Source organism: Mesorhizobium sp. M0174, from assembly GCF_040322275.1.
Lineage (GTDB): Bacteria > Pseudomonadota > Alphaproteobacteria > Rhizobiales > Rhizobiaceae > Mesorhizobium.
Genome location: NZ_JAMYTB010000008.1, coordinates 243,517 through 264,551 on the forward strand (window position 1 = coordinate 243,517; position 21,035 = coordinate 264,551).

24 protein-coding genes are annotated in these 21,035 nt (G+C 62.2%); 10 read left to right on the forward strand and 14 right to left on the reverse strand.

The window, feature by feature from the left end; all coding sequences use genetic code 11:
• The 7 genes from nrdR to NKJ13_RS19030 all read right to left on the reverse strand — a co-directional run bounded on the left by nrdR (window position 1) and on the right by NKJ13_RS19030 (window position 6,850).
• Complete coding sequence (gene nrdR / locus NKJ13_RS19000) at window positions 1-510, reverse strand: transcriptional regulator NrdR (RefSeq protein WP_023674492.1); 510 nt, start codon at window positions 508-510, stop codon at window positions 1-3.
• Window positions 511-663: 153 nt separating this feature from the next.
• Window positions 664-1,242, reverse strand: coding sequence for a hypothetical protein (locus NKJ13_RS19005; protein WP_352506510.1), 579 nt, complete (start codon window positions 1,240-1,242; stop codon window positions 664-666).
• Window positions 1,243-1,311: 69 nt separating this feature from the next.
• The gene (glyA, locus tag NKJ13_RS19010; protein ID WP_254817549.1) at window positions 1,312-2,625 is read right to left on the reverse strand and encodes a serine hydroxymethyltransferase; all 1,314 of its coding nucleotides are present in this window, start codon (window positions 2,623-2,625) and stop codon (window positions 1,312-1,314) included.
• A 437-nt stretch (window positions 2,626-3,062) separates the two neighbouring features.
• Complete coding sequence (locus NKJ13_RS19015; protein ID WP_352738287.1) at window positions 3,063-4,316, reverse strand: L,D-transpeptidase family protein; 1,254 nt, start codon at window positions 4,314-4,316, stop codon at window positions 3,063-3,065.
• A 352-nt stretch (window positions 4,317-4,668) separates the two neighbouring features.
• On the reverse strand, window positions 4,669-5,184 hold the full coding sequence (gene ldtR, locus NKJ13_RS19020) for a transcriptional regulator LdtR (protein ID WP_023674486.1): 516 nt from the start codon (window positions 5,182-5,184) through the stop codon (window positions 4,669-4,671).
• 203 nt (window positions 5,185-5,387) lie between these two features.
• Window positions 5,388-5,810, reverse strand: coding sequence for a DUF6163 family protein (locus NKJ13_RS19025; protein WP_352506512.1), 423 nt, complete (start codon window positions 5,808-5,810; stop codon window positions 5,388-5,390).
• Window positions 5,807-6,850, reverse strand: coding sequence for an enoyl-CoA hydratase/isomerase family protein (locus tag NKJ13_RS19030; protein ID WP_352506513.1), 1,044 nt, complete (start codon window positions 6,848-6,850; stop codon window positions 5,807-5,809). Before NKJ13_RS19030 ends, NKJ13_RS19025 begins: the two co-directional genes overlap by 4 nt.
• Before the next feature lie 144 nt (window positions 6,851-6,994).
• On the opposite strand from NKJ13_RS19030, the gene NKJ13_RS19035 reads away from it, so the two are divergent.
• From NKJ13_RS19035 to NKJ13_RS19045, 3 genes are all read left to right on the forward strand, one after another.
• Complete coding sequence (locus NKJ13_RS19035; RefSeq protein WP_352738285.1) at window positions 6,995-7,819, forward strand: DUF8605 domain-containing protein; 825 nt, start codon at window positions 6,995-6,997, stop codon at window positions 7,817-7,819.
• An 86-nt stretch (window positions 7,820-7,905) separates the two neighbouring features.
• Window positions 7,906-8,937 (forward strand): porphobilinogen synthase, encoded by a 1,032-nt coding sequence (gene hemB / locus NKJ13_RS19040; RefSeq protein WP_352506516.1) that lies wholly within the window; start codon window positions 7,906-7,908, stop codon window positions 8,935-8,937.
• Between the two features lie 515 nt (window positions 8,938-9,452).
• A complete protein-coding gene (locus NKJ13_RS19045) occupies window positions 9,453-10,100 on the forward strand; it encodes a dihydrofolate reductase family protein (protein WP_352477155.1) in 648 nt (215 codons plus the stop codon).
• 45 nt (window positions 10,101-10,145) lie between these two features.
• Here the strand turns inward: NKJ13_RS19045 and NKJ13_RS19050 are convergent, their stop codons facing one another.
• Window positions 10,146-10,619, reverse strand: coding sequence for a polyphosphate kinase 2 family protein (locus NKJ13_RS19050; RefSeq protein ID WP_352738283.1), 474 nt, complete (start codon window positions 10,617-10,619; stop codon window positions 10,146-10,148).
• A gap of 280 nt (window positions 10,620-10,899) precedes the next feature.
• Here NKJ13_RS19050 and NKJ13_RS19055 point away from each other — a divergent pair, with 280 nt between their 5' ends.
• Window positions 10,900-11,943 carry an aldo/keto reductase gene (locus tag NKJ13_RS19055; protein ID WP_352738282.1) on the forward strand — a complete coding sequence of 348 codons (1,044 nt, stop codon included), beginning with the start codon at window positions 10,900-10,902 and terminating at the stop codon, window positions 11,941-11,943.
• A 120-nt stretch (window positions 11,944-12,063) separates the two neighbouring features.
• Complete coding sequence (locus tag NKJ13_RS19060) at window positions 12,064-12,222, forward strand: hypothetical protein (protein ID WP_352738280.1); 159 nt, start codon at window positions 12,064-12,066, stop codon at window positions 12,220-12,222.
• Window positions 12,223-12,273: 51 nt separating this feature from the next.
• On the opposite strand, the gene NKJ13_RS19065 is transcribed toward NKJ13_RS19060, so the two are convergent.
• Both NKJ13_RS19065 and NKJ13_RS19070 read right to left on the reverse strand, forming a co-directional pair.
• On the reverse strand, window positions 12,274-12,531 hold the full coding sequence (locus tag NKJ13_RS19065; RefSeq protein WP_023674477.1) for a DUF982 domain-containing protein: 258 nt from the start codon (window positions 12,529-12,531) through the stop codon (window positions 12,274-12,276).
• Window positions 12,532-12,627: 96 nt separating this feature from the next.
• Window positions 12,628-13,290 carry a GntR family transcriptional regulator gene (locus tag NKJ13_RS19070; RefSeq protein ID WP_352738279.1) on the reverse strand — a complete coding sequence of 221 codons (663 nt, stop codon included), beginning with the start codon at window positions 13,288-13,290 and terminating at the stop codon, window positions 12,628-12,630.
• A gap of 181 nt (window positions 13,291-13,471) precedes the next feature.
• On the opposite strand from NKJ13_RS19070, the gene NKJ13_RS19075 reads away from it, so the two are divergent.
• Together NKJ13_RS19075 and NKJ13_RS19080 are read left to right on the forward strand one after the other, a co-directional pair.
• Entirely contained in the window at window positions 13,472-14,731 is a 1,260-nt protein-coding gene (locus tag NKJ13_RS19075; protein WP_352738278.1) for a multidrug efflux MFS transporter, read from the forward strand.
• A 53-nt stretch (window positions 14,732-14,784) separates the two neighbouring features.
• Window positions 14,785-15,156 (forward strand): DUF423 domain-containing protein, encoded by a 372-nt coding sequence (locus tag NKJ13_RS19080; protein ID WP_352738276.1) that lies wholly within the window; start codon window positions 14,785-14,787, stop codon window positions 15,154-15,156.
• Between the two features lie 69 nt (window positions 15,157-15,225).
• Here the strand turns inward: NKJ13_RS19080 and NKJ13_RS19085 are convergent, their stop codons facing one another.
• Both NKJ13_RS19085 and NKJ13_RS19090 read right to left on the reverse strand, forming a co-directional pair.
• The gene (locus tag NKJ13_RS19085) at window positions 15,226-15,369 is read right to left on the reverse strand and encodes a hypothetical protein (protein ID WP_352649953.1); all 144 of its coding nucleotides are present in this window, start codon (window positions 15,367-15,369) and stop codon (window positions 15,226-15,228) included.
• 62 nt (window positions 15,370-15,431) lie between these two features.
• The gene (locus NKJ13_RS19090) at window positions 15,432-15,575 is read right to left on the reverse strand and encodes a hypothetical protein (RefSeq protein ID WP_352506522.1); all 144 of its coding nucleotides are present in this window, start codon (window positions 15,573-15,575) and stop codon (window positions 15,432-15,434) included.
• Window positions 15,576-15,739: 164 nt separating this feature from the next.
• Here NKJ13_RS19090 and NKJ13_RS19095 point away from each other — a divergent pair, with 164 nt between their 5' ends.
• Window positions 15,740-16,822: a LacI family DNA-binding transcriptional regulator gene (locus tag NKJ13_RS19095; RefSeq protein ID WP_352506523.1), complete on the forward strand. Its 1,083-nt coding sequence runs from the start codon at window positions 15,740-15,742 to the stop codon at window positions 16,820-16,822.
• A 23-nt stretch (window positions 16,823-16,845) separates the two neighbouring features.
• Here NKJ13_RS19095 and NKJ13_RS19100 read toward each other — a convergent pair whose 3' ends face one another.
• Entirely contained in the window at window positions 16,846-18,021 is a 1,176-nt protein-coding gene (locus NKJ13_RS19100; protein WP_352738274.1) for an OpgC family protein, read from the reverse strand.
• Window positions 18,022-18,238: 217 nt separating this feature from the next.
• Between NKJ13_RS19100 and NKJ13_RS19105 the strand changes: the two genes are divergently transcribed.
• On the forward strand, window positions 18,239-18,913 hold the full coding sequence (locus NKJ13_RS19105; RefSeq protein WP_352689395.1) for an alpha/beta hydrolase: 675 nt from the start codon (window positions 18,239-18,241) through the stop codon (window positions 18,911-18,913).
• A 9-nt stretch (window positions 18,914-18,922) separates the two neighbouring features.
• Here the strand turns inward: NKJ13_RS19105 and sthA are convergent, their stop codons facing one another.
• On the reverse strand, window positions 18,923-20,311 hold the full coding sequence (gene sthA, locus NKJ13_RS19110; protein WP_352738272.1) for a Si-specific NAD(P)(+) transhydrogenase: 1,389 nt from the start codon (window positions 20,309-20,311) through the stop codon (window positions 18,923-18,925).
• A gap of 211 nt (window positions 20,312-20,522) precedes the next feature.
• On the opposite strand from sthA, the gene NKJ13_RS19115 reads away from it, so the two are divergent.
• Window positions 20,523-20,993, forward strand: a complete 471-nt coding sequence (locus NKJ13_RS19115) for an RDD family protein (RefSeq protein WP_352738270.1) — start codon at window positions 20,523-20,525, stop codon at window positions 20,991-20,993.
• Window positions 20,994-21,035 lie beyond the last annotated feature (42 nt).

The following is a 21,035-nucleotide window of genomic DNA, read 5'->3' on the forward strand; positions in this document are numbered from 1 at the left end:
TCAGCTGGCGTCCTCTTCGCTCTTCAGCTCTTCGCCCCTGGGCTCGTCGGTTTTGAGCTCGTCGCCTTTGAGTTCGCCCAACACGTCGTGGAAATCCTTGGCCTCGCGGAAATTGCGGTAGACGGAGGCAAAGCGCACATAGGCGACATCATCGAGCGACTTAAGCGCCTCCATGACCAGCCGGCCGACTTCCCCCGAGGCCACCTCGGTCTCGCCCGAGCTTTCGAGCTGGCGCACGATGCCGGTCACCGCCCGGTCGATACGTTCCGGGTCGACATTGCGCTTGCGTACCGCGATCTCGACAGAGCGCAGCAACTTGTCGCGGTCGAACGGCACCTTGCGTCCAGACTTCTTCACCACGACGAGATCGCGCAATTGGACGCGCTCGAAAGTGGTGAAGCGGCCGCCGCAATCCGGGCAGACGCGCCGCCTGCGGATCGCTGCACCGTCTTCGGCAGGGCGCGAATCCTTCACCTGCGTATCTTCGGACTGACAGTAGGGACAGCGCATGGAGAGCCTTCGGTTCGCGATTCTCGTAGTGCGAACGGCTTATAGGTTTTTGCCACGATGGCAAAGTATGGCCGATGACCGATCGCGCCTCAGAGATAGCGAGGCACGAGGAAAATTGCGAGAGTGGCAAGCAGTTGAACGGCAATACGCCAATCAGGGAGCGACGTCGCCGGTCGGGAAGCCGCAGGACGTGCCGAGATAGCGATAGGCCTTGGTGAAGCCGTCCATCGATATGGTCGCGACCGGCTTGTCGGCGAAGCTGACATCAAGGGCGCTCGTACGGCGCATGGCACGCAGTATGGCAAGCGTGGTCTCGGGTTTGTTGTCCATCATCCACTGTCCGTCGGCGATAAGATGAAAACCAGCCTTGATCTTGTCGTTAACGTCGCGAAACACCGCCGGGACGTTGTCACCTTTGGGCAAGTCACTGTTTCTCACGGCGATGATGAGGCTCGGATAGCCTCCGGGTGGCAGTACGTCGCCATTCGAGATGGCCAGCGTAAGGGTACCGGTGGTCCCGTTAGCGTCGAAAAAGACCGTCGAAGCGGCGCAGGTCTTGCGCACATCCTCACCGGTGTTGACCTCGTCCATCGTGGTGGACCACCTGCCGAAGGTCTCTGTCCTTGGCGCTGCCGGCGTCGGCTCGGTCTGCGCCAAGGCGAGGCCGGACAGCTGCAAAATGGCCGATGCCAGCAAGGCACCAAAGCCGGCGACACGGAAAGTTTGCATCATTGAGCTTCTCCGCAGGTGCCTTGCTGTCGCACCGGGATTTTCGCGCACATGGAGGACACTCGGCGTCGGTCAACCAAGATACGGGTAAAGCGGAAAACGATCCGTCAATGCCGCCACCTTGGTCTTCACAACTGCCTCGACGGCCGCATTGCCATCGTCGGAATTGGCGACTTTCAGTCCATCCAGCACCTCGGCGATCAGCTTGCCAATCTCGCGGAACTCAGCCTGGCCGAAGCCGCGCGTGGTGCCAGCCGGCGTGCCAAGCCGAACGCCCGAGGTGACGAAAGGCTTTTCCGGGTCGAAGGGGATGCCGTTCTTGTTGCAGGTGATGTTGGCGCGGCCAAGGGCAGCCTCGGCTCGCTTCCCGGTGGCGTTCTTGGGGCGCAGGTCGACCAACATCAGATGGTTGTCAGTGCCGCCGGAGACGATGTCGAGACCGGTTTCCTGCAGGCTGGAGGCCAGTGCCTTGGCATTGGCAACGACGCTCTCCGCATAGACCTTGAAGCTCGGCTTCAGCGCCTCGCCCAGGGCCACCGCCTTGGCGGCGATGACATGCATCAGCGGTCCGCCCTGCAGGCCGGGGAAGACGGCCGAATTCATCTTCTTGGCAATGTCCTCGTCATTGCACAGGATCATGCCGCCACGCGGGCCGCGCAGCGACTTGTGCGTCGTGGTGGTGACCACATGGGCATGCGGCAGCGGCGACGGATGCATGCCACCGGCGACCAGTCCGGCGATATGAGCCATATCGACCATCAGATAGGCGCCGATCGAATCGGCGATCTCGCGAAAACGCTTCCAGTCCCAGACACGTGAATAGGCTGTGCCGCCGGCCAGGATCAGCTTCGGCCTGGTCTCATGGGCGGTCTTCTCGATCGCGTCCATATCGAGCAGATGATCGTCCCGGCGCACGCCATAGGAGACGACCTTGAACCATTTGCCGCTCATATTGACCGGCGAGCCATGCGTCAGGTGCCCGCCGGAATTGAGATCGAGACCCATGAAGGTGTCGCCGGGCTGCAGCAGCGCCAGGAACACCGCCTGGTTCATCTGGCTGCCGGAATTCGGCTGGACGTTGGCGAAGTTGCAGCCGAACAGCTTTTTCGCGCGTTCGATGGCCAGTTCCTCGGCGACATCGACAAACTGGCAGCCGCCATAGTAGCGTTTGCCTGGATAGCCCTCGGCATATTTGTTGGTCATGATCGACCCCTGCGCCTCGAGCACGGCGCGCGAGACGATGTTTTCCGAGGCAATCAGCTCGATCTCATGGCGCTGGCGACCGAGTTCGTTGCGGATGGCGCCGAAAATCTCGGGATCGGCATCGGCAAGCGTGGTTTCGAAGAAGGATTCGAATTTGTTCGACACTGCCGCTGCTGTTGCCATGGGCTGAACTCCTCAAGGTTCGGGGTCTGTCGCGCCATTAACACAGTTGCTTTCGGCCCGCCACGTTTGGAGCGCGAAATTTGCTGGCCGGATTGCGCCAGAGAGACTGGCGGCCTATTCCCTTGCCCTGCTGAAGGGCCGGCAGGCTTCGGTGAGCGTGATCTCGGTGAACAGCGCCTGCATCGTATGGTCGTTGATCTGGCCGGCGTGATGGCGCCCGCACGCCGGCAACAGAGCCGGCGATCCGGACGCGCAGCCCGAACGGCTCGGCCTTGCGCTTGTGTAATCGCGCCGAGACGCGCGTCGCGATGTCGCCGACCCAGACCCCCAGGAAGCGCAGCCCCATCCGGCGATCGGCCCAGCGAAGCTTGTCGCGAAAGACCCGGCAACGAAAAAGGCCGCCCTTCCGGCGGCCTTTTGCAAATGAACTCAGCTGCTTAGAGCGCGGATGTGATCTGCAGCTCGTTGGCTCCGTCGAGGCCGTAAATGTCGTCACGGAACTGGACCACGCCCGGCCCTGTTGACCAGGCCGAGACGTAGAGAAAATAGACCGGCACCGGGTTGGTGACTTGCACCGGCGTGTTCTCCCCGGTCTTGATCGCCGCCTCGAAATGCTGGCGATCCCAGCCCGGTGTGTCGCGCAGAATCCAGGTGACGAGGTCGCGCACGTTCTGAACGCGCACGCAGCCAGAGGAATCGAAGCGCATCAGCTTGCCGAAAAGGCTCTGCTGCGGCGTGTCGTGCATGTAGACGCCGTCCGGGCTGGGGAAATTGATCTTGACCGAGGCCATCGCGTTGCCGGAACCGGGATCCTGGCGGAAGCGATATTTTTCGGCATCGTCGGTCGACCAGTCGACCGTCATTGGGTCGACCTCGCTGCCGTCCGGCGCGAACAGGCGGATATGGCTATCCTTGAGATAGTTGGGGTCCTTCCGCATCAGCGGAATGATGTCCTTGCGCACGATCGAGACCGGCGCGTTCCAGTACGGATTGACGATGATTTCGTTGATCTTGGAATTGACGATCGGCGTCTGGCGATCGATCTTGCCGACGATCGCGGTGTGGCGCAGCACAACGCGGTCGTTCTCGACAGCCTCGATCTGCGCCGCCGGGATGTCGACCAGCACATAGCGGTTGCCAAGCGTGCCGGCCCGCTCACGCAGCCGTTGCAGATTGGTCTGCAGCTGACCAAGCCGAACCGGCGCCGACACGTTCATTGCCGCGAAAGTATATTTGCCGGTGGTCCCGTCGGCCGGCAAGCCGTGACGCAACTGGAAGCGCTTGAGCGCCGAGTCGACGTAAGAATCGAACGCTTCCGAGAGCCCGGCGCTCTGCGCCAGATCGCCCGATATCATCAAGCGCCTGCGCAGCGGCACCACATCGGGATCCTCGACGCCAAGCTGCAGCTTCTTGGCGTCTGGAACCTGCTCCCAGCCGCCTTGCGCGACGATATTCTGATACTGCATGATCGCCTGCTCGGTGAAGGACACCGTCTGCAGGCTGAAGATCGGCAGCGTCGAGGCAACCTTGCCGCCTTCGCTGGCACGCGCATCGAATTGGTCGTCCCAATTGCCACGCGCCGAGGATTTCAGGATATCCCCGATCACATCCTGTGCACTGGCGCGGCCGGCGACCATTGCGGCTGCGAGCGCGGAGGCTCCTGAAAGGAAGAAACGGCGGCTGGTTCTCATGGATGGTCCAGACATTCTTGCTACAATTCAACCCACCGGGCGGTCTCGCCCGCACTCTAGAGTTGGCTTCTTAACAATTAGCCAACCATGGCCCGCATCACTTCGGTGTAAAAACACATGGGTGTAAAAACACATGGAAGTGACTTGAGCACAGGACAAATGCACGGCTTTGGCCCAGCATCACCCGCATCTTCGGTTCCATTCGAATATGGCGGCAACGTGGCTGTTGCTCGAATTTGGATCGGCCGGCCTGACGAAACGGCAAGACCGGTGCTTTTCGGCACCGGTCTTTGGTCTGCTCCGCGGCAGCACTTCCGTGGTCCAGCTTCAGATCTTGCTGCGGCGGGTGCGATTACATCCGATAGGCGATGGTATCGTTCCAGAACCGATCCAGCCGCTGCAGGGCGCGGTTCATCTGCTTGAACTCTTCCGTGTTGATGCCGCCGACCTGCTCGATCGAGCCGACATGGCGTTCGTAAAGGCCGGCGACGACTTCCGCCACCTCGTTGCCCTTCGGCGTCAGCGAGACACGGACCGAACGGCGGTCGATGCGCGAGCGCTGGTGGTTGATGAAGCCGAGATCGACCAGCTTCTTTAGATTGTAGGAGACATTCGAGCCGAGATAATAGCCGCGCGAGCGCAGTTCGCCAGCGGTCAGCTCCGAATTGCCGATGTTGAACAGCAGCAGCGCCTGGATGGCGTTGATGTCGGAGCGACCGTTGCGGTCGAATTCGTCCTTGATCACATCAAGCAGACGGCGATGCAGCCGCTCGACCAGCTGCAGCGATTCCATGTACAGCGAACGGATCGCCTCGCGGCGGTCATCGGATACGTTGGCGGTCTTCGCCGCCGGACGCGAATTGATCATTGTCTTTGCCTCTCGTTTGTCGCCCGGTGATTTTTTTGTTCTTCACCTTGATCGCGACACTATCGAATACTCATAAAATTCGACTTAAACGCCAAGGCTAACAAGAGCTTACCGGTAAGGGGTTTCGAAAGAGGCTTAACGGACGGTCACCCGAGCAAGGATGATTAACCTAAAGATTTAGCCAACGATCCTGGCCGGAATTGCTATCGCCGGGCTTGCCGCTTCTGGATCCAGATCACCACGCGGAACACTATGTAGAGCAGCGCCACCGCAAGGTGCGAGGCGACGATCAGCGGCCGGCGGCCGAACAAGTCGGGGAAGCCAGCATACATGACGCACTCGGTCACCGCGCAGATGAACCAGATCACCGGCCCCCAGGACGCCAGCATCCACAGGCCGGCGGCAGCGAATGGAAAAAACACCGCCAGCACCACCGCCGCCACCTGCCAGTGCACCGGCATCAGATCGAAGCGCCACAACTGGCCGGGGTAAACGCCGATCAGCCGGATCCAGTACAAGATGCCGAACAGCAGACAATAGCCGGCGATAACGCGCTGGAACCAGGCGAAGATGACCTCGATCGTCGAGGGCTGCAGCACCACGCGTCTCGAGGTGGCCTCGCTCACAGCTTCAGTTCCCGTTCGCCGAGCGATGCGAAATAGGCATCGACGTCGGCGGCGCTGACGTCATCGATGCCTGCCGGCCGCCATTGCGGCGTCGAGCCTTTATCGATGATGGCGGCGCGGATACCTTCATAGAAGTCGTGCCCGACAAGCATACGGTTGAGGATACGGAACTCCATTTTCATGCACTCGTCCATCGACAACGTCTGCCCGGCGCTGATCTGGCGCCACGCGACATGCAGGCTGGTCGGTGAACGTGTGCGGATGGTGGCCAGCGTCTTTGCCGCGAACTCGTCGGCGATGGCTGCCCGCTCCAGGCTGGCGACCATATCGGCCAGTGACGGCTGCGCGAAATGCCGAGCGATGGCTTCCAGCGTCGGCCTGTCTGTCTCGCGTTTGGCCGGGACGAAGCAGCCGCGCAGCACCGATTCCGGGTCGCCGCTTGCCGCCAGCCGGTCGAGAAAGCCGGGCTGGTCCTCCGCCTTGATCGTATGGGTGGCGAGGCCCGACCACAAAGCATCGCCATAGCGGATGCGGTTGCCGGTCAGCGCCAGATACATGCCGAAGCTGCCGCCGAGATCCGGCAACAGATGGCTGGCGCCGACATCCGGGAAAAAGCCGATGCCGACCTCTGGCATGGCAAATTGCGCGTTCTCGGTCAGCACCCGCTGCGAGCCATGGAAGGAGATGCCGACGCCGCCGCCCATGACGATGCCGTCGATCAGGGCGACATAGGGTTTCTTGAAACGGGCGATGCGGGCGTTCAGCCGGTACTCGTCGGCGAAGAACTCGACCGGCGGTTTTCCAGCCCGGCCGGCTTCGTAGATGTGGAGGATGTCGCCGCCCGCCGAAAATGCCCTGCCCTCGGCCTTGACGACGACGACGTCGACACCATCGTCGCGTTCCCAGCTGCGCAGCGCCTTGTCCAGCGCCTTGACCATGCGGTGGGTTACGGCATTGAGCGCCTGCGGCCGCGTCAGCGTGACGACGCCGGCCCTGCCCAACCTTTCGAAGCGAATCTCGTCGCCTCCGCCAAAATCCATCGCCAGAGAATCCCTCCCGCGCCCGCCGGGAGTGAAGTGCTAATGCGTGGCGCATAGCCACGTCAATGGCAGCGCCAATCCCGCCTGCTGGCCCGTGGCCGCAGCCGGTGCTAATGCTGGCGCTTTGAACTGGAAGGTTGGGCCATGCCTTGGTTGCCACGCCTTGCTGTTGTGGTGGTCGGCCTAATCGCTGCGAACACTCCTCCCGTATCGGCCGAAACCGTGGATAGTCTCTACCAGTCGCAGACCATCGTCACCGGCCAGGGCGAGGTCAATCGCCAGATCGGTTTCAAGACATGTTTGGATGCGGTGCTGGTCCGTGTCTCCGGTGATCAGCGGCTGGCGAAAAAACCTGAGGTGGCGGCGCTGCGCGACAAGGCCGGCAGCTTCGTTGCCGAATTCCGCTACCACGACCGCCTTGAAGGCATTCCGGTCCATGACGAACAAGGCACGCACGACCGGCCGCATGATCTCACCTGCCTATACAGGCCCGACGTCATCGATCCGGTGCTTGCCGCGCTTGGCAGCAAGCCATGGCTTGCCGAGCGGCCACGCCTGGCGATTTTTCTGGCGGCGGAGCAAGGCACAAGGCATTTCGCGCTGACTGCCGACGACCAGCGCGGGGCGGCGATGCGCGAATCCTTCGTCAATGCCACCGGTCCGCTGGTCATGCGGATTTTGTTTCCCGAAGCGTCGATGCTGTCGGCCTCGAAGCTTGACGACCGGGCCCTGCGCCATGCCGATATGGCGACGCTGGACCAGCTTGCCCGAAAGGCCGGTGCCGATCAGGCGCTCGCCGGCAGCCTGATCTGGAGCGACAAAGAGTTGGGCTGGATCGCCGATTGGCGGCTTGCCATGAACGGCAAGGCTTATAAGTGGCAAGTGCGCGGTGTCAGCTTCGACGAGGCATTCCGCGTCGCCATGCGGGGTGCTGCGCAGATCCTGTCGGGCAATGGTCAACCAGAATAACGCCCAACAGGACCGCTGGCACAATCGTGTCGCATTGGTCAGCAGCGAAGGCTCGTGGTAAAAGCCGCCCGTCCGGAGTTTTGGCGATGAACAAATTCACACCTGCAAAGCCTGCCGGCGCGCGCAGCGTCGACGAGATCACCGGCAGCCGGCGGCTGCGGCGCATGCGCAAGGCCGATTGGTCGCGCCGCCTTGTCCAGGAGAACCGGCTCTCGGTCGACGATCTGATCTGGCCGATCTTCGTCGTCGACGGCAGACAAGTGCGCGAACCGATCGCCGCCATGCCCGGCGTGTTCCGCCTGTCGCTCGACCTCGCCGTCAAGGAGGCTGAGCGCGCGGCCAAGCTTGGCATTCCGGCGATCGCCACTTTCCCCAATGTGGAGCTCGGCCTGCGCGATCAGACCGGTTCGCACATCCTCGATCCCGAAAACATCATCAACCGCGCCACCCGCGCCATCAAGCGGGCGGTGCCGGAGATCGGCATCATCACCGACGCGGCGCTGGATCCGTTCACCTCGCATGGCCATGACGGCATCTTGCGCGAGGGCATTATCGTCAATGATGAAACGGTGGAGCAGGTGTCGGCGGCGGCCGTCATTCAGGCGGCGGCGGGGGCCGACATCATTGCCCCCTCGGACATGATGGACGGCCGGATCGGTGCCATCCGCGATGCGCTCGACGCCAATGGATTTCAGGATGTAGCGATCATGTCCTATGCGACCAAGTTCGCATCCGCCTTTTACGGCCCCTATCGTGAGGCGGTCGGCACCGCCGGCCTGCTCAAGGGCGACAAGAAGACCTATTACATCGACCACGCCAATTCCGACGAAGCGGTGCGCGAGGCCGAGCAGGATCTAGCCGAAGGCGCCGACATGCTGATGGTCAAGCCCGGCCTGCCCTATCTCGACATCATCCGCCGGCTGAAGGACGAGTTGCAGATGCCGACCTTCGCCTATCAGGTCTCGGGCGAATATTCGATGATCAAGGCCGCCGCCGCCAATGGCTGGATCGACGGCGACAAGGCGATGCTGGAATCGCTGCTCGCGTTCAAGCGCGCCGGCTGCGACGGGATTCTCACCTACTTTGCGCCCGAAGTAGCGGCGATGCTGAAGGGATAGGTGATCGCATCGTTTTGGGACTTTGGTGCATGGGATGGGGCCTGTCGTAAACCTTCGGGATTGGCCGAATCCTCCCTCCCCCTCGTCATCCTGGGGCGAGCAGGAGCGAAGCTCCGTCGCGGAGACCCCAGGATCCATGCCGTGACCTGGCGGCAGTGCTCCGGCGGATCGAAAACCGAACGCAACCATCCGGTTCTCCGAAAAAGTTCGAACCATTCCGGATTGGTCTTCTTGATCTCCATTCGCGTGGTTCGTCGTTCTGGGCCGCTGTGTTCTTCGGCCGATGTCACGGCATGGATCCTAGGGTCTGCGCCGCGTCGCTTCGCTCCTTGCTTCGCCCCAGGATGACGACGGGATGGTTGGTTATGGCCAATCGCCAGCGTTGGGAGATTGGCGGTTGTGGCCCAGCCGTTCATCGCTAGCCGGCGATCCAAAAACACCGCTTGCAAAATGCAATCAGTTAAGCTAACCCGATAACTGCTTGCATGTCACAATTGGTTATCGAGGAGGCTCTCATGTCCAAACTTCGCGTCAGCGCTTTCACCCTGTCGATCGACGGCTTCGGCGCCGGTCCCGACCAAGACCTGAAGAACCCGCTGGGTGTTGGCGGGGAAGCCCTGCACGGATGGATGTTTGGCACCCGCACTTTCCGCAAGATGGTCCTCGGCAAGGATGGCGGGACCACGGACACTGACGAGGCGTTCGCCGCACGCAGCTTCGAAAACGTCGGCGCATGGATCCTCGGCCGCAACATGTTTGGGCCAATCCGCGGCGAATGGCCGGATGACAGCTGGAAAGGCTGGTGGGGTGACAACCCGCCCTACCATGTGCCGGTCTTCGTGCTCACGCATCATCCGCGTGATCCGATTGTCATGGAGGGCGGCACGACCTTCTATTTCGTGACCGATGGCATCCACTCAGCGCTGCAAAAGGCGAAAGCAGCGGCTGACGGCAAGGACATAAGGCTCGGCGGCGGCGTCGCAACGATCCGGCAATATCTCCAGGAAAAGCTCATCGACGAATTGCATCTGGCGATCTCACCGGTCCTGCTGGGCGCCGGCGAGAACCTTTTTGCCGGCATCGACATGCCCAAGCTCGGCTATCGCTGCAGCGAGCAGGTCGCGACGCCGAAAGCCACGCACGTCATCATCGAGCGTACCTAGCTTGTCGCAGGGCGCCACAGAGCAGCGCCCTCCTCGCCGCTTTAGTCAGTACTTCTCCGGCACATACAGTTCGCGCGGCAGTACCTGGCGCTTGTATTCGGGATTGAAGACGCGCTCCGGCAGTGTGATCTCTTCGTGCGGCGCCTCCTCATAAGGCATCTGCTTGAGGAGTTGGTCGATGCAGTTCAGCCGTGCCCGTTTCTTGTCGTTGCCCTCGACGATGAACCACGGGGCGCCACCCTTGCCCGCCGAGTCGCGGCCCTCGAAGACCACGACGAGCTTCTTCTTGTGATAGGCGACCCAGGACTGCAGCTTGATCAATTCGGATTGCAGCGTGATGAGATCGCGAAAATACTGCAGGCGGTCGATCGATGGCGGATGCGCATTCTTGTAGATCTTGGCGATCTCCATCGACAGCGCCGGCTCCGAGATTTCCAGCTCATAATCTTCGTCGAGCGTGTCGGCGAGTTCCGCTTCCAGCCAGTCCCTGGCCGGAGAATTCTGTTTTATCTCGGTCATTTGCGCTGCTCCGCTTACAGTCCTTGACGGCCGCTGTCAGGCGCTCCGCCGCCCGGCCCGGCGGCCGGAAATCGAAGCGCTGAACCGATGTTAGTATAGGCCGGCAATGACGGTTTTTATTGCAGCCACTGCTGCGCTGGCTGTGCGTTCAATCGGAAAGATGTGATCGAGCTTGCCCTGCGGAACTGGCGACAAGCGGAACGAATTATCCTACAAATGCCCGGTTCATTGAGGGCTGTCGTTTGCAACGCCCTTTCCCGATAAATCGTGAGGATACGACATGGAATACCGCACTCTCGGCCGTTCCGGGCTGAAGGTTTCGACGCTGACCATGGGCACCATGACGTTCGGTGGCGGCGGCGCGTTTTCGGCGGTCGGCAAGACCGACCTCGACGAGGCGCGCCGGATGATCGACCTTTGCATCGATGCCGGCGTCAATGTCATCGACACCGCCAACGTCTATTCGAACGGCGTGTCGGAAGAGATCATCGGCGAGGCGCTCGGAGGCAAGCGCAAGGGCGACGTGCTGATCGCCTCCAAGGCGCGCATGCGGATCGGCAAAGGCCCCAACGATGAAGGCTTGTCGCGCTACCATCTGATCCGCGAATGCGAGAGGAGCCTGAGGCGCCTCAGGACCGATGTCATCGACATCTATTTCCTGCACGAGTGGGATGGCCTGACACCGCTTGAGGAAACTATCGCCGCGCTCGACACTCTGGTCACGCAGGGCAAGGTCCGTTATGTCGGCTGCTCCAATTATTCCGGCTGGCAAGTGATGAAGGGGCTGGGGATCAGTGACCGTCATCACCAGCCGCGCTTCGTCACCCAGCAGATCCATTACACGTTGGAAGCGCGCGAGGCCGAGTATGAATTGTTGCCGATCTCGGTCGACCAGGGGCTCGGCGTGCTGGTCTGGAGCCCGCTTGCCGGCGGGTTGCTGTCCGGCAAATACCACCGTGACCAGCCGACCGCCCGCCAGCTCAGCGGATGGTCGGAACCGCCGATCCGCGACGAGGACCGGCTGTGGCGGATCGTCGACGCGCTGATCGACATTGGCAACAACCACGGTGTGTCGGCGGCGCAGGTGGCGCTTGCCTGGCTACTCGGCCGGCCCGCCGTCAGCTCGTTGGTGATCGGCGGACGAACCGAAGCGCATTTCAAAGACAATATCGCCGCTGCAAGCCTGGTGCTTGGCGATGAGGAGCGCACACGGCTCGACGCGGTCAGCAGGCCGCCCGTGCTCTATCCCTACTGGCACCAGCAGTTCACCGCAAAGGACCGGTTCGGTCCGGCCGATCTCATCCTCGACCGCGATGGCGCCTGAAAACAGCCTGAAGCCAGGCTCCCGGACTGCGCCGAGATATGGAGCCGATCGTGCTCTGCGGTGTTGTGTTTGCGGCCCAATGCTCCTAGGCAAAGGCCAAGCACAATGAAAGGAACCGATATGGCACGAGCACCGAACTACGGTCAGGAGCGCAAGGAACGCGACCGGCAGAAGGCTGCCAAGAGGGCGGAAAAGCAGGCTGCCAAGGTCGCAGCCAAGGAGCGATCGAAGCCCGAGGGCGAGAGCGAGTCCCAAACCAAAACCGAAACGGCCGAGTGATGACACCCGGCCTGTCAGGCGGTCCGGGCCTCCGTCAAATCCCGCTATGCCTCAGGCGGGCGCCTTGTCGCTGACGAAGACGTTCACTTCACGAGCTGCGGCAATGAAGGCCCGTCTTGCGTTCATGGCCGGCTTGTCGCCGGCCAGCGCATCATGACAGGCCTGCAGCGCTTCGCGGTGCTTGGGACTGCGCTTGCCGGGCCAATTGTTGAGGAGGTAGTCGGAAGCCTCGCGGGCCGTACGCAAGAGCTGATTGCTTCCCGCCGCGCCCTTGACGGTCACGGGTGTGTCAAATCGGTTGTTTTCCATCGCCGCTCTTACGCCATCGGCATTTGCGAAGCGAGACCGAAAGTAGCATTCTTCGCTCATCTGCCCTTTTCGTGATCAATGGCAGCCGATCCTCACTCAAGCGACGACGGCAAATCCCCTGGCGCGGAGGCCACGCCGGTCGTTGCGCAGCGAGGTCACCAGCCGGTCGCGGCTGCCAATGATGTGGGCTGAAAGCAGGTGGGCGGCGCTATCGGCATCGCCGGCCCGCACCGCCGACAGAATGGCATGGTGTTCGGCCCAGGCACGGCCAAGTGCTGCCTCGTCGCGAACCTCGAGCCAGCGGGCGCGCGACAGGCGTGTCATCGCGTCGCGAACCGCTCTGAACAGGAACTCGTTGCCGGACAGTCGCGCCAGCTCGATATGAAAATCCATGCCGACGCGATGCCATTCCTCGCGCGGCGTCTTGTCGTCGCAAGAATCGAGCATCGCCTCGACGATTTCGACGGCACTCCTGTCCTGCAAGATGCAAGTTATTCTGAGTGCCGCGACCTCGACCGCCTCGCGATAGACGGCAATCTGCTCGAGCTCAGCAAGATTGATAGGCGAGACCGTCCAGCCGCGGCCGTCGCGGCAGATCAGGCCTTCGGTCTCGAGCCGCAGCAATGCCGCCCTGACCGGCGTACGCGAGGCGCCGAAACGGCTTTCGACCCAGCGCTCCGTCAGCCGCTCGCCCGGACCGATCTCGAGCCCGAGGATCATCTCGCGAAGCTGCCTTTCGACGTTTTGCATCTGCGACATTGGCGTTCCGTTTGTTGGAGCCGGTTCATTGGCTCTCTGTTCACCGGCCATTTGTTGCCGATCACTTTGCAGCGGCCGCATTGACAGCGACCAGCCTTGCGTCCATGACGGATACCAATCCGGTATACCAAAATGGGATCCACAACAAGTTTTCATCCAAGCCGGCCGGAGAGGACAGGACATGCCGCAAGACGCCACCCTCGCCACGCAAGGCACGCACAACGTCCACTGGCGTCGCAATCTCGCCGTGTGTTTTGCCGGCTCGTTCAGCACGCTTGTAGCGATGACGCTGCTGTTGCCCTTCCTGCCGCTTTACGTCGAGCAGTTGGGCGCCGAGGGTCACGCGGCGATCGTCCAGTGGTCGGGCATTGCCTACGGCGCAACCTTCCTTGCTGCCGCGCTGGTCGCACCGCTGTGGGGGCGGCTAGGCGACCGCTACGGCCGCAAACTGATGCTGGTGCGTGCCAGTTTCGGCATGGCGCTGTGCATGTCGCTGACCGGCATGGTGCAGACCGTCTGGCAATTGGTGCTCCTGCGCCTGCTGATCGGCTTTGCCGGCGGCTATTCTTCGGGCTCGACCATCCTGGTTGCCATGCAGACGCCGAAGGATCGCTCCGGCTGGGCGCTGGGCGTGCTGTCGGCCGGCATAACCGCCGGTGCCCTGGTCGGTCCGCTGCTCGGCGGCGCGCTGCCGCCGCTGATTGGAATCCGCGCCACCTTCCTGCTCGCCGGCGGCGTCATTTTCCTGGCGTTTCTGGCAACCACCTTGCTGATCAGGGAGGCCCCTCGCCCGGTTGCCGTCAAGGCGGCCTCACAAGAAAACGCGAGAGGCGGCTGGTCGCAGATTCCCGACAAGCGCCCCGTCGTCGCCATGCTGGCGACCGGCATGCTGTTGAGTTTTGCCAGCATGTCGATCGAGCCGATCATCACCGTCTATGTCCAACAGCTCATCGAAGATCAGAGCCAGGTCACGCTGATCTCCGGCATCGTCATGTCCGCGGCAGCGCTCGGCGCCATCCTGTCGGCGTCGCGGCTCGGCAAGCTCGCCGACCGTATCGGCCACTGGAACGTAATCGTTGCCGCACTCGCCGTCTCGGCGCTGCTCCTGATCCCGCAGGCCTTCGTTACGCAGGGCTGGCAACTCGTCGGACTGCGTTTCCTGATGGGCCTGGCGCTTGGCGGTCTCGTGCCCTGCATCACCAGCGTCATCCGCCACAATGTGCCAGACGGCGTCGGCGGCGGTATGCTGGGCTTGTCGATCTCGGCGCAATATGTCGGCCAGGTCGCCGGACCGTTGCTCGGCGGCTTCGTCGGCGGCCATTTCGGTATGCGCTCGGTGTTTCTCGGCACATCCGTGCTGATGGCGGGCGGAGCGGCCTATAACTGGCTGGTCCAGTCACGCCGCGAACGCGCCATGCTGGCGGAAGCCGGCAAATCCTGACACGGTTCGCCGCACTATCTCAGGCGGTCGCCAGGAATCGCGGAGGCGTGGAAATGAGCATGGCTGAACAGACGGCGGGCAGTCGCATTCTGATTTTTGCCGGCGCCCTATGCGGCGGAACCGGCGTGGCTCTTTCGGCGGCGGCGGCACATCTCGGCGGCGCTTTCGTCGGTACGGCCGCATCCTTCCTGCTCATGCATGCGCCGGTCTTCCTTACCGTCGGGCTGCTCGGTGGCAATAGAATCCTGCGAACCGGAAGCCTCATCCTTCTCGTCGGGCTTCTGCTGTTCTCGGGAGATCTTTTGGCCCGCGACTTCCTTGGCTCGCGGCTGTTCCCGATGTCGGCGCCGATCGGCGGCACGTTGCTCATCGGCGGCTGGCTCGTGATGGCCGCCTCGGCGCTGGTACACCCGCGCCGCCATTGATGCGGCAACCAATGGCGGCCGCTGCTCTTTCGCCAGCCGCGCTCGATCCACGAGCTCCGTCTTGCCAGCTCAGTCTCGCGGACGTTCGGGCCGGACTTGGCCGTCGCGCTTGGGCGTCTTGACTATACGCCGTCGCTCCAGCCGTTCGGTGGCCGGCGAGATGCCCCAATAATTGCGATAGATGTCTTCGAACAGATGCTTGATCGGATGCATGGCTTAATCTCCTCTAGCTTTTTGAATCGATCCAACCCGCGGGGACAAAAATAGGCCGCCGATCAGCTCCGCTTGCGTCCTACGAGGAAACGCAGGTCGCGAATCCACGGACCGGTCCTGTCGCGCCCCTTACGGACATCCGCGCCCGAGCGGATGCTCCAGTCGTTCCGGTAAATGTCCTCGAACAGATAATTGACGGGGTGCATGGCGCTCTCCTCTTGTATCGATCCAATCTGCGGATAAAAACCGCTCTTGGATCGATTCAAGAATACGCGTCACATTATAAATGTCAAGCAGAAATTTGAATCGATCCAAGGAAGATGTTAGGTAATCGGCGATACTGTTGGACAGGAGTCCTGGAGACAAACAAATGGCATCACTCACCGAAGGCGGCAGGAGGCCCATCCGGCTGGCGGACATCGCCAAGGCCGCGGGCGTATCGCACGGCACTGCCTCCAATGTCTTCAGCCGTCCCGAAATCGTGCGCGAGGAGGTCCGCGAGCGGGTCAAGGCGGCGGCCGACGCGCTGGGCTACGCCGGCCCGGATCCCAAGGGCCGCCTGCTGCGCGCCGGCAAGGTCAATGCAATCGGCGTCGCCACAACCGAGCCGCTGTCTTATTTCTTCGACGACCCGTTTGCCCGCGTGATGATGGCCGGCATCTCGGAGGCCTGCGACGCCACCGGCGCGGGAATAGCCCTCGTGTCGGCTGGCAACGAGGAAAAACTTGCCTGGAATATCCAGAGCGCCCTCGTGGACGGCTTCATCCTGTTCTGCATCGAGGGCGGTCCGCGTCTCGTTGAGCTGACGCGCGAACGAAAGCTCCCCTTCGTCGCGCTCGAGCTCGGCTCGCAGGACGACACGGTCTCCGCGATCAGTATCGACAATGTTGCCGGCGGCCGGCTCGCGGCGCGCCATCTGGCGGAACTTGGACATCGCCGCTTCGCCGTGTTGTCGCTGGCCTTCGCCGACGACAGCACCGGTCTTGTCTCGCCCGAGCAGGTCCGGACGGCGTCCTATACCGGAACCCGTGATCGCCTCCTCGGCTATTTCGAAGAGCTTTCCCGGTTTGGTGTCGACACCACCAAAGTGCCGGTCTACGAGACCGAAAACGATAAGGCGAGCACAAGGGCTGGCCTTGAAACCATCTTCGCCTCGGCGGAACCGCCGACCGCCATCCTGGCGATGTCGGACCGGATCGCAATGGTGGCATTGGAATGGCTCAACGCACGGGGCATCGCGGTTCCCCGCGATGTTTCCGTCGTCGGCTTCGACGGCGTGCCTGAAGCCGCAACTTGCGAGCCTCCGCTCACCACCATCGCCCAGCCGATCGCCGAGATCGGCCGCCGGGCAGCGCGAAGAATCCTCGACTTCGACGGCACGGTGCGGCGAGAAACGCTCGACGTCGAACTTGTCGTCAGGGCATCGTCCGGACCACCGCCAAGTACAGGCTGACTGGGGCAGATCGGCTCCAAATCTTATCTATTGGCCGCCATGGGACCGATGCCAAAGGATGGACGAACAGGCAGCGCCTCGTTGCGGACCGGCTTGCCCTTGCCGGACCAGCCGATTGCGGACAGCCACTCCAGATAAAAGGCGAGCGCGAACTGCATGGCGATGCCGGCGGCGAGCAGCAGACTGTCATAGGCAATGCCGCCCGGGTTGATCAGCTTCATCACCTGCGCCGCCATGGCAATCACCGTGCCGGCAATGAAAACCGGCAGCGAGCGTTTGCCCAATATGGCGAGCGGATTGTCGCGGCCGGTGCGGAACAGGTTCGAGACGAAAGACAAGGCGACGACCAGATAGCTCATCGCCAGGATGTGCAGCAGCCGCGGCAACGACAGGAACGTCTTGTCGAAACCGGTCAGCACCACCGGCAGGTCGAGCCATGACACATGCCCCCACAGCGGGCTATGCACCCAGACGAGCGCCGTCAGCACATAGGCGGCCGCCGCGCCGACCAGCCATCGATTGACCGGGATGGTGCCGCCGCGCCGCACATGCAACACGCTGGCCATGCCGATATTGAACAGCAATTGCCATGACAGCGGATTGAGGAACCAGAACCCGGGCTCCGGGTAGTTCGGCGGCGCGATCTGGTAGATTCCGGCAACCAGCCAAAGGGCTGCGGACACGGCAAGCGCGGCCAGTGGCCTGTAGCTGATGAACAGCAGGAAGGCCGGCGCCATCAACAGCAGCACCGCATAGACCGGCAGTATGTTGTTGTAACCGAGCTGATGGCCGAGCGTGACGACACCGACCAGGACTTGCGGCGGATTCCTGACGAGCGGCTCGATGTTGATCAGCGTCAGAAGGTCCGGCCGTTTCGCAAACACCGCCGCTGCGCAGAAGATGGCCATGACCACCATCGTCGTGACGATGTGGGTGACATAGAGCACGCCGGCGCGGCGCCACATCTTCAGCGTTGCGACCAACCGGTTTCCCGGCTGGAATCTGGTGCCGTAGGCAAGAGCGACGGACATGCCGGAGATCAGCACGAAGGCCTCGGCCGCATCCGAAAACCCGAAATTCTTGTAGGTCAGGGTTTCGAAAACTGTGCCCGGCACGTGGTCGATGAATATGGTCAGGAGGGCGAGTGCCCGGAACACGTCAATACGCGTATCGCGTTCCGGCGAAACTGGCATGGTCATCGATAAAAGGCCTTAAAGCTGGTTGTTCATGCGCGGTATGCGACCACCCGGGCGACCACCCGGCGCACACTGCTTCGAATCCCTCCCGCGGGGATTATATCGGCAAAGAAACGGACTGAAATGCGCCCGGTTCAATCAACTTTCGCGGAGCTTGAAAATATTCCGTTTTGAAGCCGGCAAATGAATGAAAACATCGTGAAAACAAAAGGATGCAACTATGTCCGAAAAACCTCCGGAAGATGACTTTTTGCGGCGCGACCTGCCATTTTTTTATCGCGTTTACAGGCCCGCAGCACCAACCGGAGAGTGCCTCTTTCTGCTGCATGGATCGGGTGTCGACGAGACGACTCTGGTGCCGCTGGGGCGCCAAGTCTCGCCGCACGCCACCTTGGTGGCGGTGCGTGGCCGCATCGCCCAGGAAGACGGTTTCCGCTGGTTCAGGCGGATTTCGCCGATACGATTCGAGCAGGACAGCATCCGCAAAGAGGCGGACGCTTTCGCTGACTTCATCCCCAAGGCCGCGAAACGCCACGACCTCGATCTCGCCCGAGCCTCCTTTATCGGCTACTCCAACGGCGCCAACCTGGTTTCAAGCGTGATGCTGCTTCATCCGCGGCTGATCGTCCAAGCGGCTTTGCTGCGCCCGATGCCGGTTCTGGACGAGGTGCCGCCGGCGGATCTCAGCAACGCACGGGTGGTAATCTTATCCGGCGCCGACGACCTGATTTACCGGCCCTTCGCACTCGCGCTGGTCGGACTGCTCAGCCGGCATGGCGCCAAAGTCGAGGCCCACACCGTCGCCTCCGGCCATGAAATCGGCAATCCGGACGCCGCGATCGTCAGGCGGTGGCTGGCAGATCCTGCAGCCGCCGTTGCAACGTCAGATCGATAAGCCTCGAAGCTAGCCTCGCCCCATGCGGTTCCAGGCGTCCAGCCCGGCGATCTTGTAGGCTTCGGCCAGCGTCGGATAGTTGAAGGTGTTGTTGACGAAGAAGTCGACAGTGCCACCGAGATTGATGACCGCCTGGCCAATGTGGATGAGTTCGGTCGCGCCCTCGCCGACAATATGGGCGCCGAGCAGACGGCGTGTTTCGATCGAAAACAGAAGCTTCAGAAAGCCGGTGTTGACGCCCATGATGTGGCCGCGCGAGGTCTCGCGAAACCGCGCCACGCCGACCTCATAGGCTGCACCACTCTCGCGCACCTGCTCCTCGGACTGGCCGACAGTGGAGATTTCCGGCACGGCATATATGCCATAGGGAAAGGTTTCGGGCGGCGGCGGCAACGGCACGCCGAACGCGTGGCAGGCGGCCACCCTGCCCTGCTCCATCGAAGTCGAGGCCAGGCTCGGAAAACCAATGACGTCGCCGGCGGCATAGATGTTGGGCGCGCTTGTCTGGAACGTCTGCGGATCGACCTTGATGCGGCCCCTGGGATCGGCCTCAATGCCGACCGCTTCCAAGCCCAGGCTGCCGACATTGCCGGTACGCCCTGCAGCATAAAGCACCATCTCGGAACGTATGGTGCGGCCGTCGGCCAGCATCACCTCGGCATGATCGGGTTTGGAGGCGATCTCCTTGACGGCGCTGCCCAAGCGGATGGTCATGCCGCGGTCGCGCATCTGATGGATGAAGTCGTCGACGATCTCGCGGTCGACGAAATCCAACATGGTATTGCGCGGCTCGACCAGCGTCACCGGCACGTCGAGCGCCGAAAAGATCGTCGCATATTCGACCCCGATGACGCCGGCGCCGATCACCGTCAGCGTGCGCGGCAGGCGGTCGAGTTCCAGCATCTCGTCGCTGTCGAAGATCCGTGTCTTGTCGAACGGCACGTCGCGGGGCCGGTGCGGCCGGGTGCCGACCGCGATCAGCGCATGGGCGAAGCCAACCTCGCTGTAGTCGCCGGTGTCGGTGGTCGGGCTGACCTTGTTGGGGCCGAGGAATTTTGCCGCGGCGCGCGCACTCTTGACCGTGTTGCGCATGAACTGGTGCTGCAGCACCTCGACCTCATGGTCGAGCGTCTTATGCAGGCGCTCGACCAGATCGCCAACTGAAATGTCCTGCTTGACCCGGTAGCCGCGACCGTAAAAGCCGCGCTCGCGCCAGCCTGAGAGGTTGAGCACCGTCTCGCGCAACGTTTTCGACGGGATGGTGCCGGTATGCACCGACACGCCGCCGAGGCGCCGGCCTCTGTCGACCACCAGCACCGACTTGCCGAACTTGGCCGACTGCACCGCGGCGCGGCGCCCGGATGGGCCGCTGCCGATGACCAGCATGTCGTAGTCCATGTCGCCCCGTCCCCTCGGCTTGGCGCTTTTTGTTGCGCCGCAGCAAGCTAACGCTATCCGCGCCACAAATTCAACAAGTCACAGACGGCGCCAAGTGCTCCGTCACCATCTACATGGTGGACGGCTCGATCTTGATTCCGCCGCGAACCTTCACCATTTCATCAACAAGCGGCCCCGTGCATTAACCCGGGTTCGATTACGAGGAAATGACATGAACGCTCGCGTTCTCGACGGCGAAATCATCACTAGCAGGCTCGAAGATATCAGCGCCTATGAGGGCGTGCGCACGCGGCGCATTCTCGCCTTCGTCATCGATTATTTCATCGTGGCGCTGCTCACCATTCCATTCGCGATCCTGGTGTTCTTGTTCGGGCTGTTGACGCTCGGCCTCGGCTGGATGCTGTTTTCCATTCTCGTGCCGGCCGTCGCCATCCTCTACATCTGGAACACGCTCGGCAGTAAAGACCAGGCCACCACCGGCATGAAGATAATGGGCATCCGGCTCGACCGACTCGACGGCAGCCCCATCGACGGGCTGACCGCCGTCGTGCATTCGGTGCTGTTTTGGGCCGGCAATGTCATCCTTTCGCCGCTGGTCCTGCTGGTGAGCCTGTTTTCTGATCGCAAGCGCACGCTGCACGACCTGCTGCTCGGCACTGTCGTCAGCCGCAGCGGCCGCTGAGCAGACTTTTGAAGCGCGGCCGCAGCCTTTGCGCACAAATGT

Bases quoted from the DNA above. Each gene is read 5' to 3' on its own strand.
- nrdR (WP_023674492.1), bottom strand. From the start codon at position 510: ATGCGCTGTCCCTACTGTCAGTCCGAAGATACGCAGGTGAAGGATTCG.
- NKJ13_RS19005 (WP_352506510.1), bottom strand. From the start codon at position 1,242: ATGATGCAAACTTTCCGTGTCGCCGGCTTTGGTGCCTTGCTGGCATCG.
- glyA (WP_254817549.1), bottom strand. From the start codon at position 2,625: ATGGCAACAGCAGCGGCAGTGTCGAACAAATTCGAATCCTTCTTCGAA.
- NKJ13_RS19015 (WP_352738287.1), bottom strand. From the start codon at position 4,316: ATGAGAACCAGCCGCCGTTTCTTCCTTTCAGGAGCCTCCGCGCTCGCA.
- ldtR (WP_023674486.1), bottom strand. From the start codon at position 5,184: ATGATCAATTCGCGTCCGGCGGCGAAGACCGCCAACGTATCCGATGAC.
- NKJ13_RS19030 (WP_352506513.1), bottom strand. From the start codon at position 6,850: ATGGATTTTGGCGGAGGCGACGAGATTCGCTTCGAAAGGTTGGGCAGG.
- NKJ13_RS19035 (WP_352738285.1), top strand. From the start codon at position 6,995: ATGCCTTGGTTGCCACGCCTTGCTGTTGTGGTGGTCGGCCTAATCGCT.
- hemB (WP_352506516.1), top strand. From the start codon at position 7,906: ATGAACAAATTCACACCTGCAAAGCCTGCCGGCGCGCGCAGCGTCGAC.
- NKJ13_RS19045 (WP_352477155.1), top strand. From the start codon at position 9,453: ATGTCCAAACTTCGCGTCAGCGCTTTCACCCTGTCGATCGACGGCTTC.
- NKJ13_RS19050 (WP_352738283.1), bottom strand. From the start codon at position 10,619: ATGACCGAGATAAAACAGAATTCTCCGGCCAGGGACTGGCTGGAAGCG.
- NKJ13_RS19055 (WP_352738282.1), top strand. From the start codon at position 10,900: ATGGAATACCGCACTCTCGGCCGTTCCGGGCTGAAGGTTTCGACGCTG.
- NKJ13_RS19060 (WP_352738280.1), top strand. From the start codon at position 12,064: ATGGCACGAGCACCGAACTACGGTCAGGAGCGCAAGGAACGCGACCGG.
- NKJ13_RS19065 (WP_023674477.1), bottom strand. From the start codon at position 12,531: ATGGAAAACAACCGATTTGACACACCCGTGACCGTCAAGGGCGCGGCG.
- NKJ13_RS19070 (WP_352738279.1), bottom strand. From the start codon at position 13,290: ATGTCGCAGATGCAAAACGTCGAAAGGCAGCTTCGCGAGATGATCCTC.
- NKJ13_RS19075 (WP_352738278.1), top strand. From the start codon at position 13,472: ATGCCGCAAGACGCCACCCTCGCCACGCAAGGCACGCACAACGTCCAC.
- NKJ13_RS19080 (WP_352738276.1), top strand. From the start codon at position 14,785: ATGAGCATGGCTGAACAGACGGCGGGCAGTCGCATTCTGATTTTTGCC.
- NKJ13_RS19085 (WP_352649953.1), bottom strand. From the start codon at position 15,369: ATGCATCCGATCAAGCATCTGTTCGAAGACATCTATCGCAATTATTGG.
- NKJ13_RS19090 (WP_352506522.1), bottom strand. From the start codon at position 15,575: ATGCACCCCGTCAATTATCTGTTCGAGGACATTTACCGGAACGACTGG.
- NKJ13_RS19095 (WP_352506523.1), top strand. From the start codon at position 15,740: ATGGCATCACTCACCGAAGGCGGCAGGAGGCCCATCCGGCTGGCGGAC.
- NKJ13_RS19100 (WP_352738274.1), bottom strand. From the start codon at position 18,021: ATGACCATGCCAGTTTCGCCGGAACGCGATACGCGTATTGACGTGTTC.
- NKJ13_RS19105 (WP_352689395.1), top strand. From the start codon at position 18,239: ATGTCCGAAAAACCTCCGGAAGATGACTTTTTGCGGCGCGACCTGCCA.
- sthA (WP_352738272.1), bottom strand. From the start codon at position 20,311: ATGGACTACGACATGCTGGTCATCGGCAGCGGCCCATCCGGGCGCCGC.
- NKJ13_RS19115 (WP_352738270.1), top strand. From the start codon at position 20,523: ATGAACGCTCGCGTTCTCGACGGCGAAATCATCACTAGCAGGCTCGAA.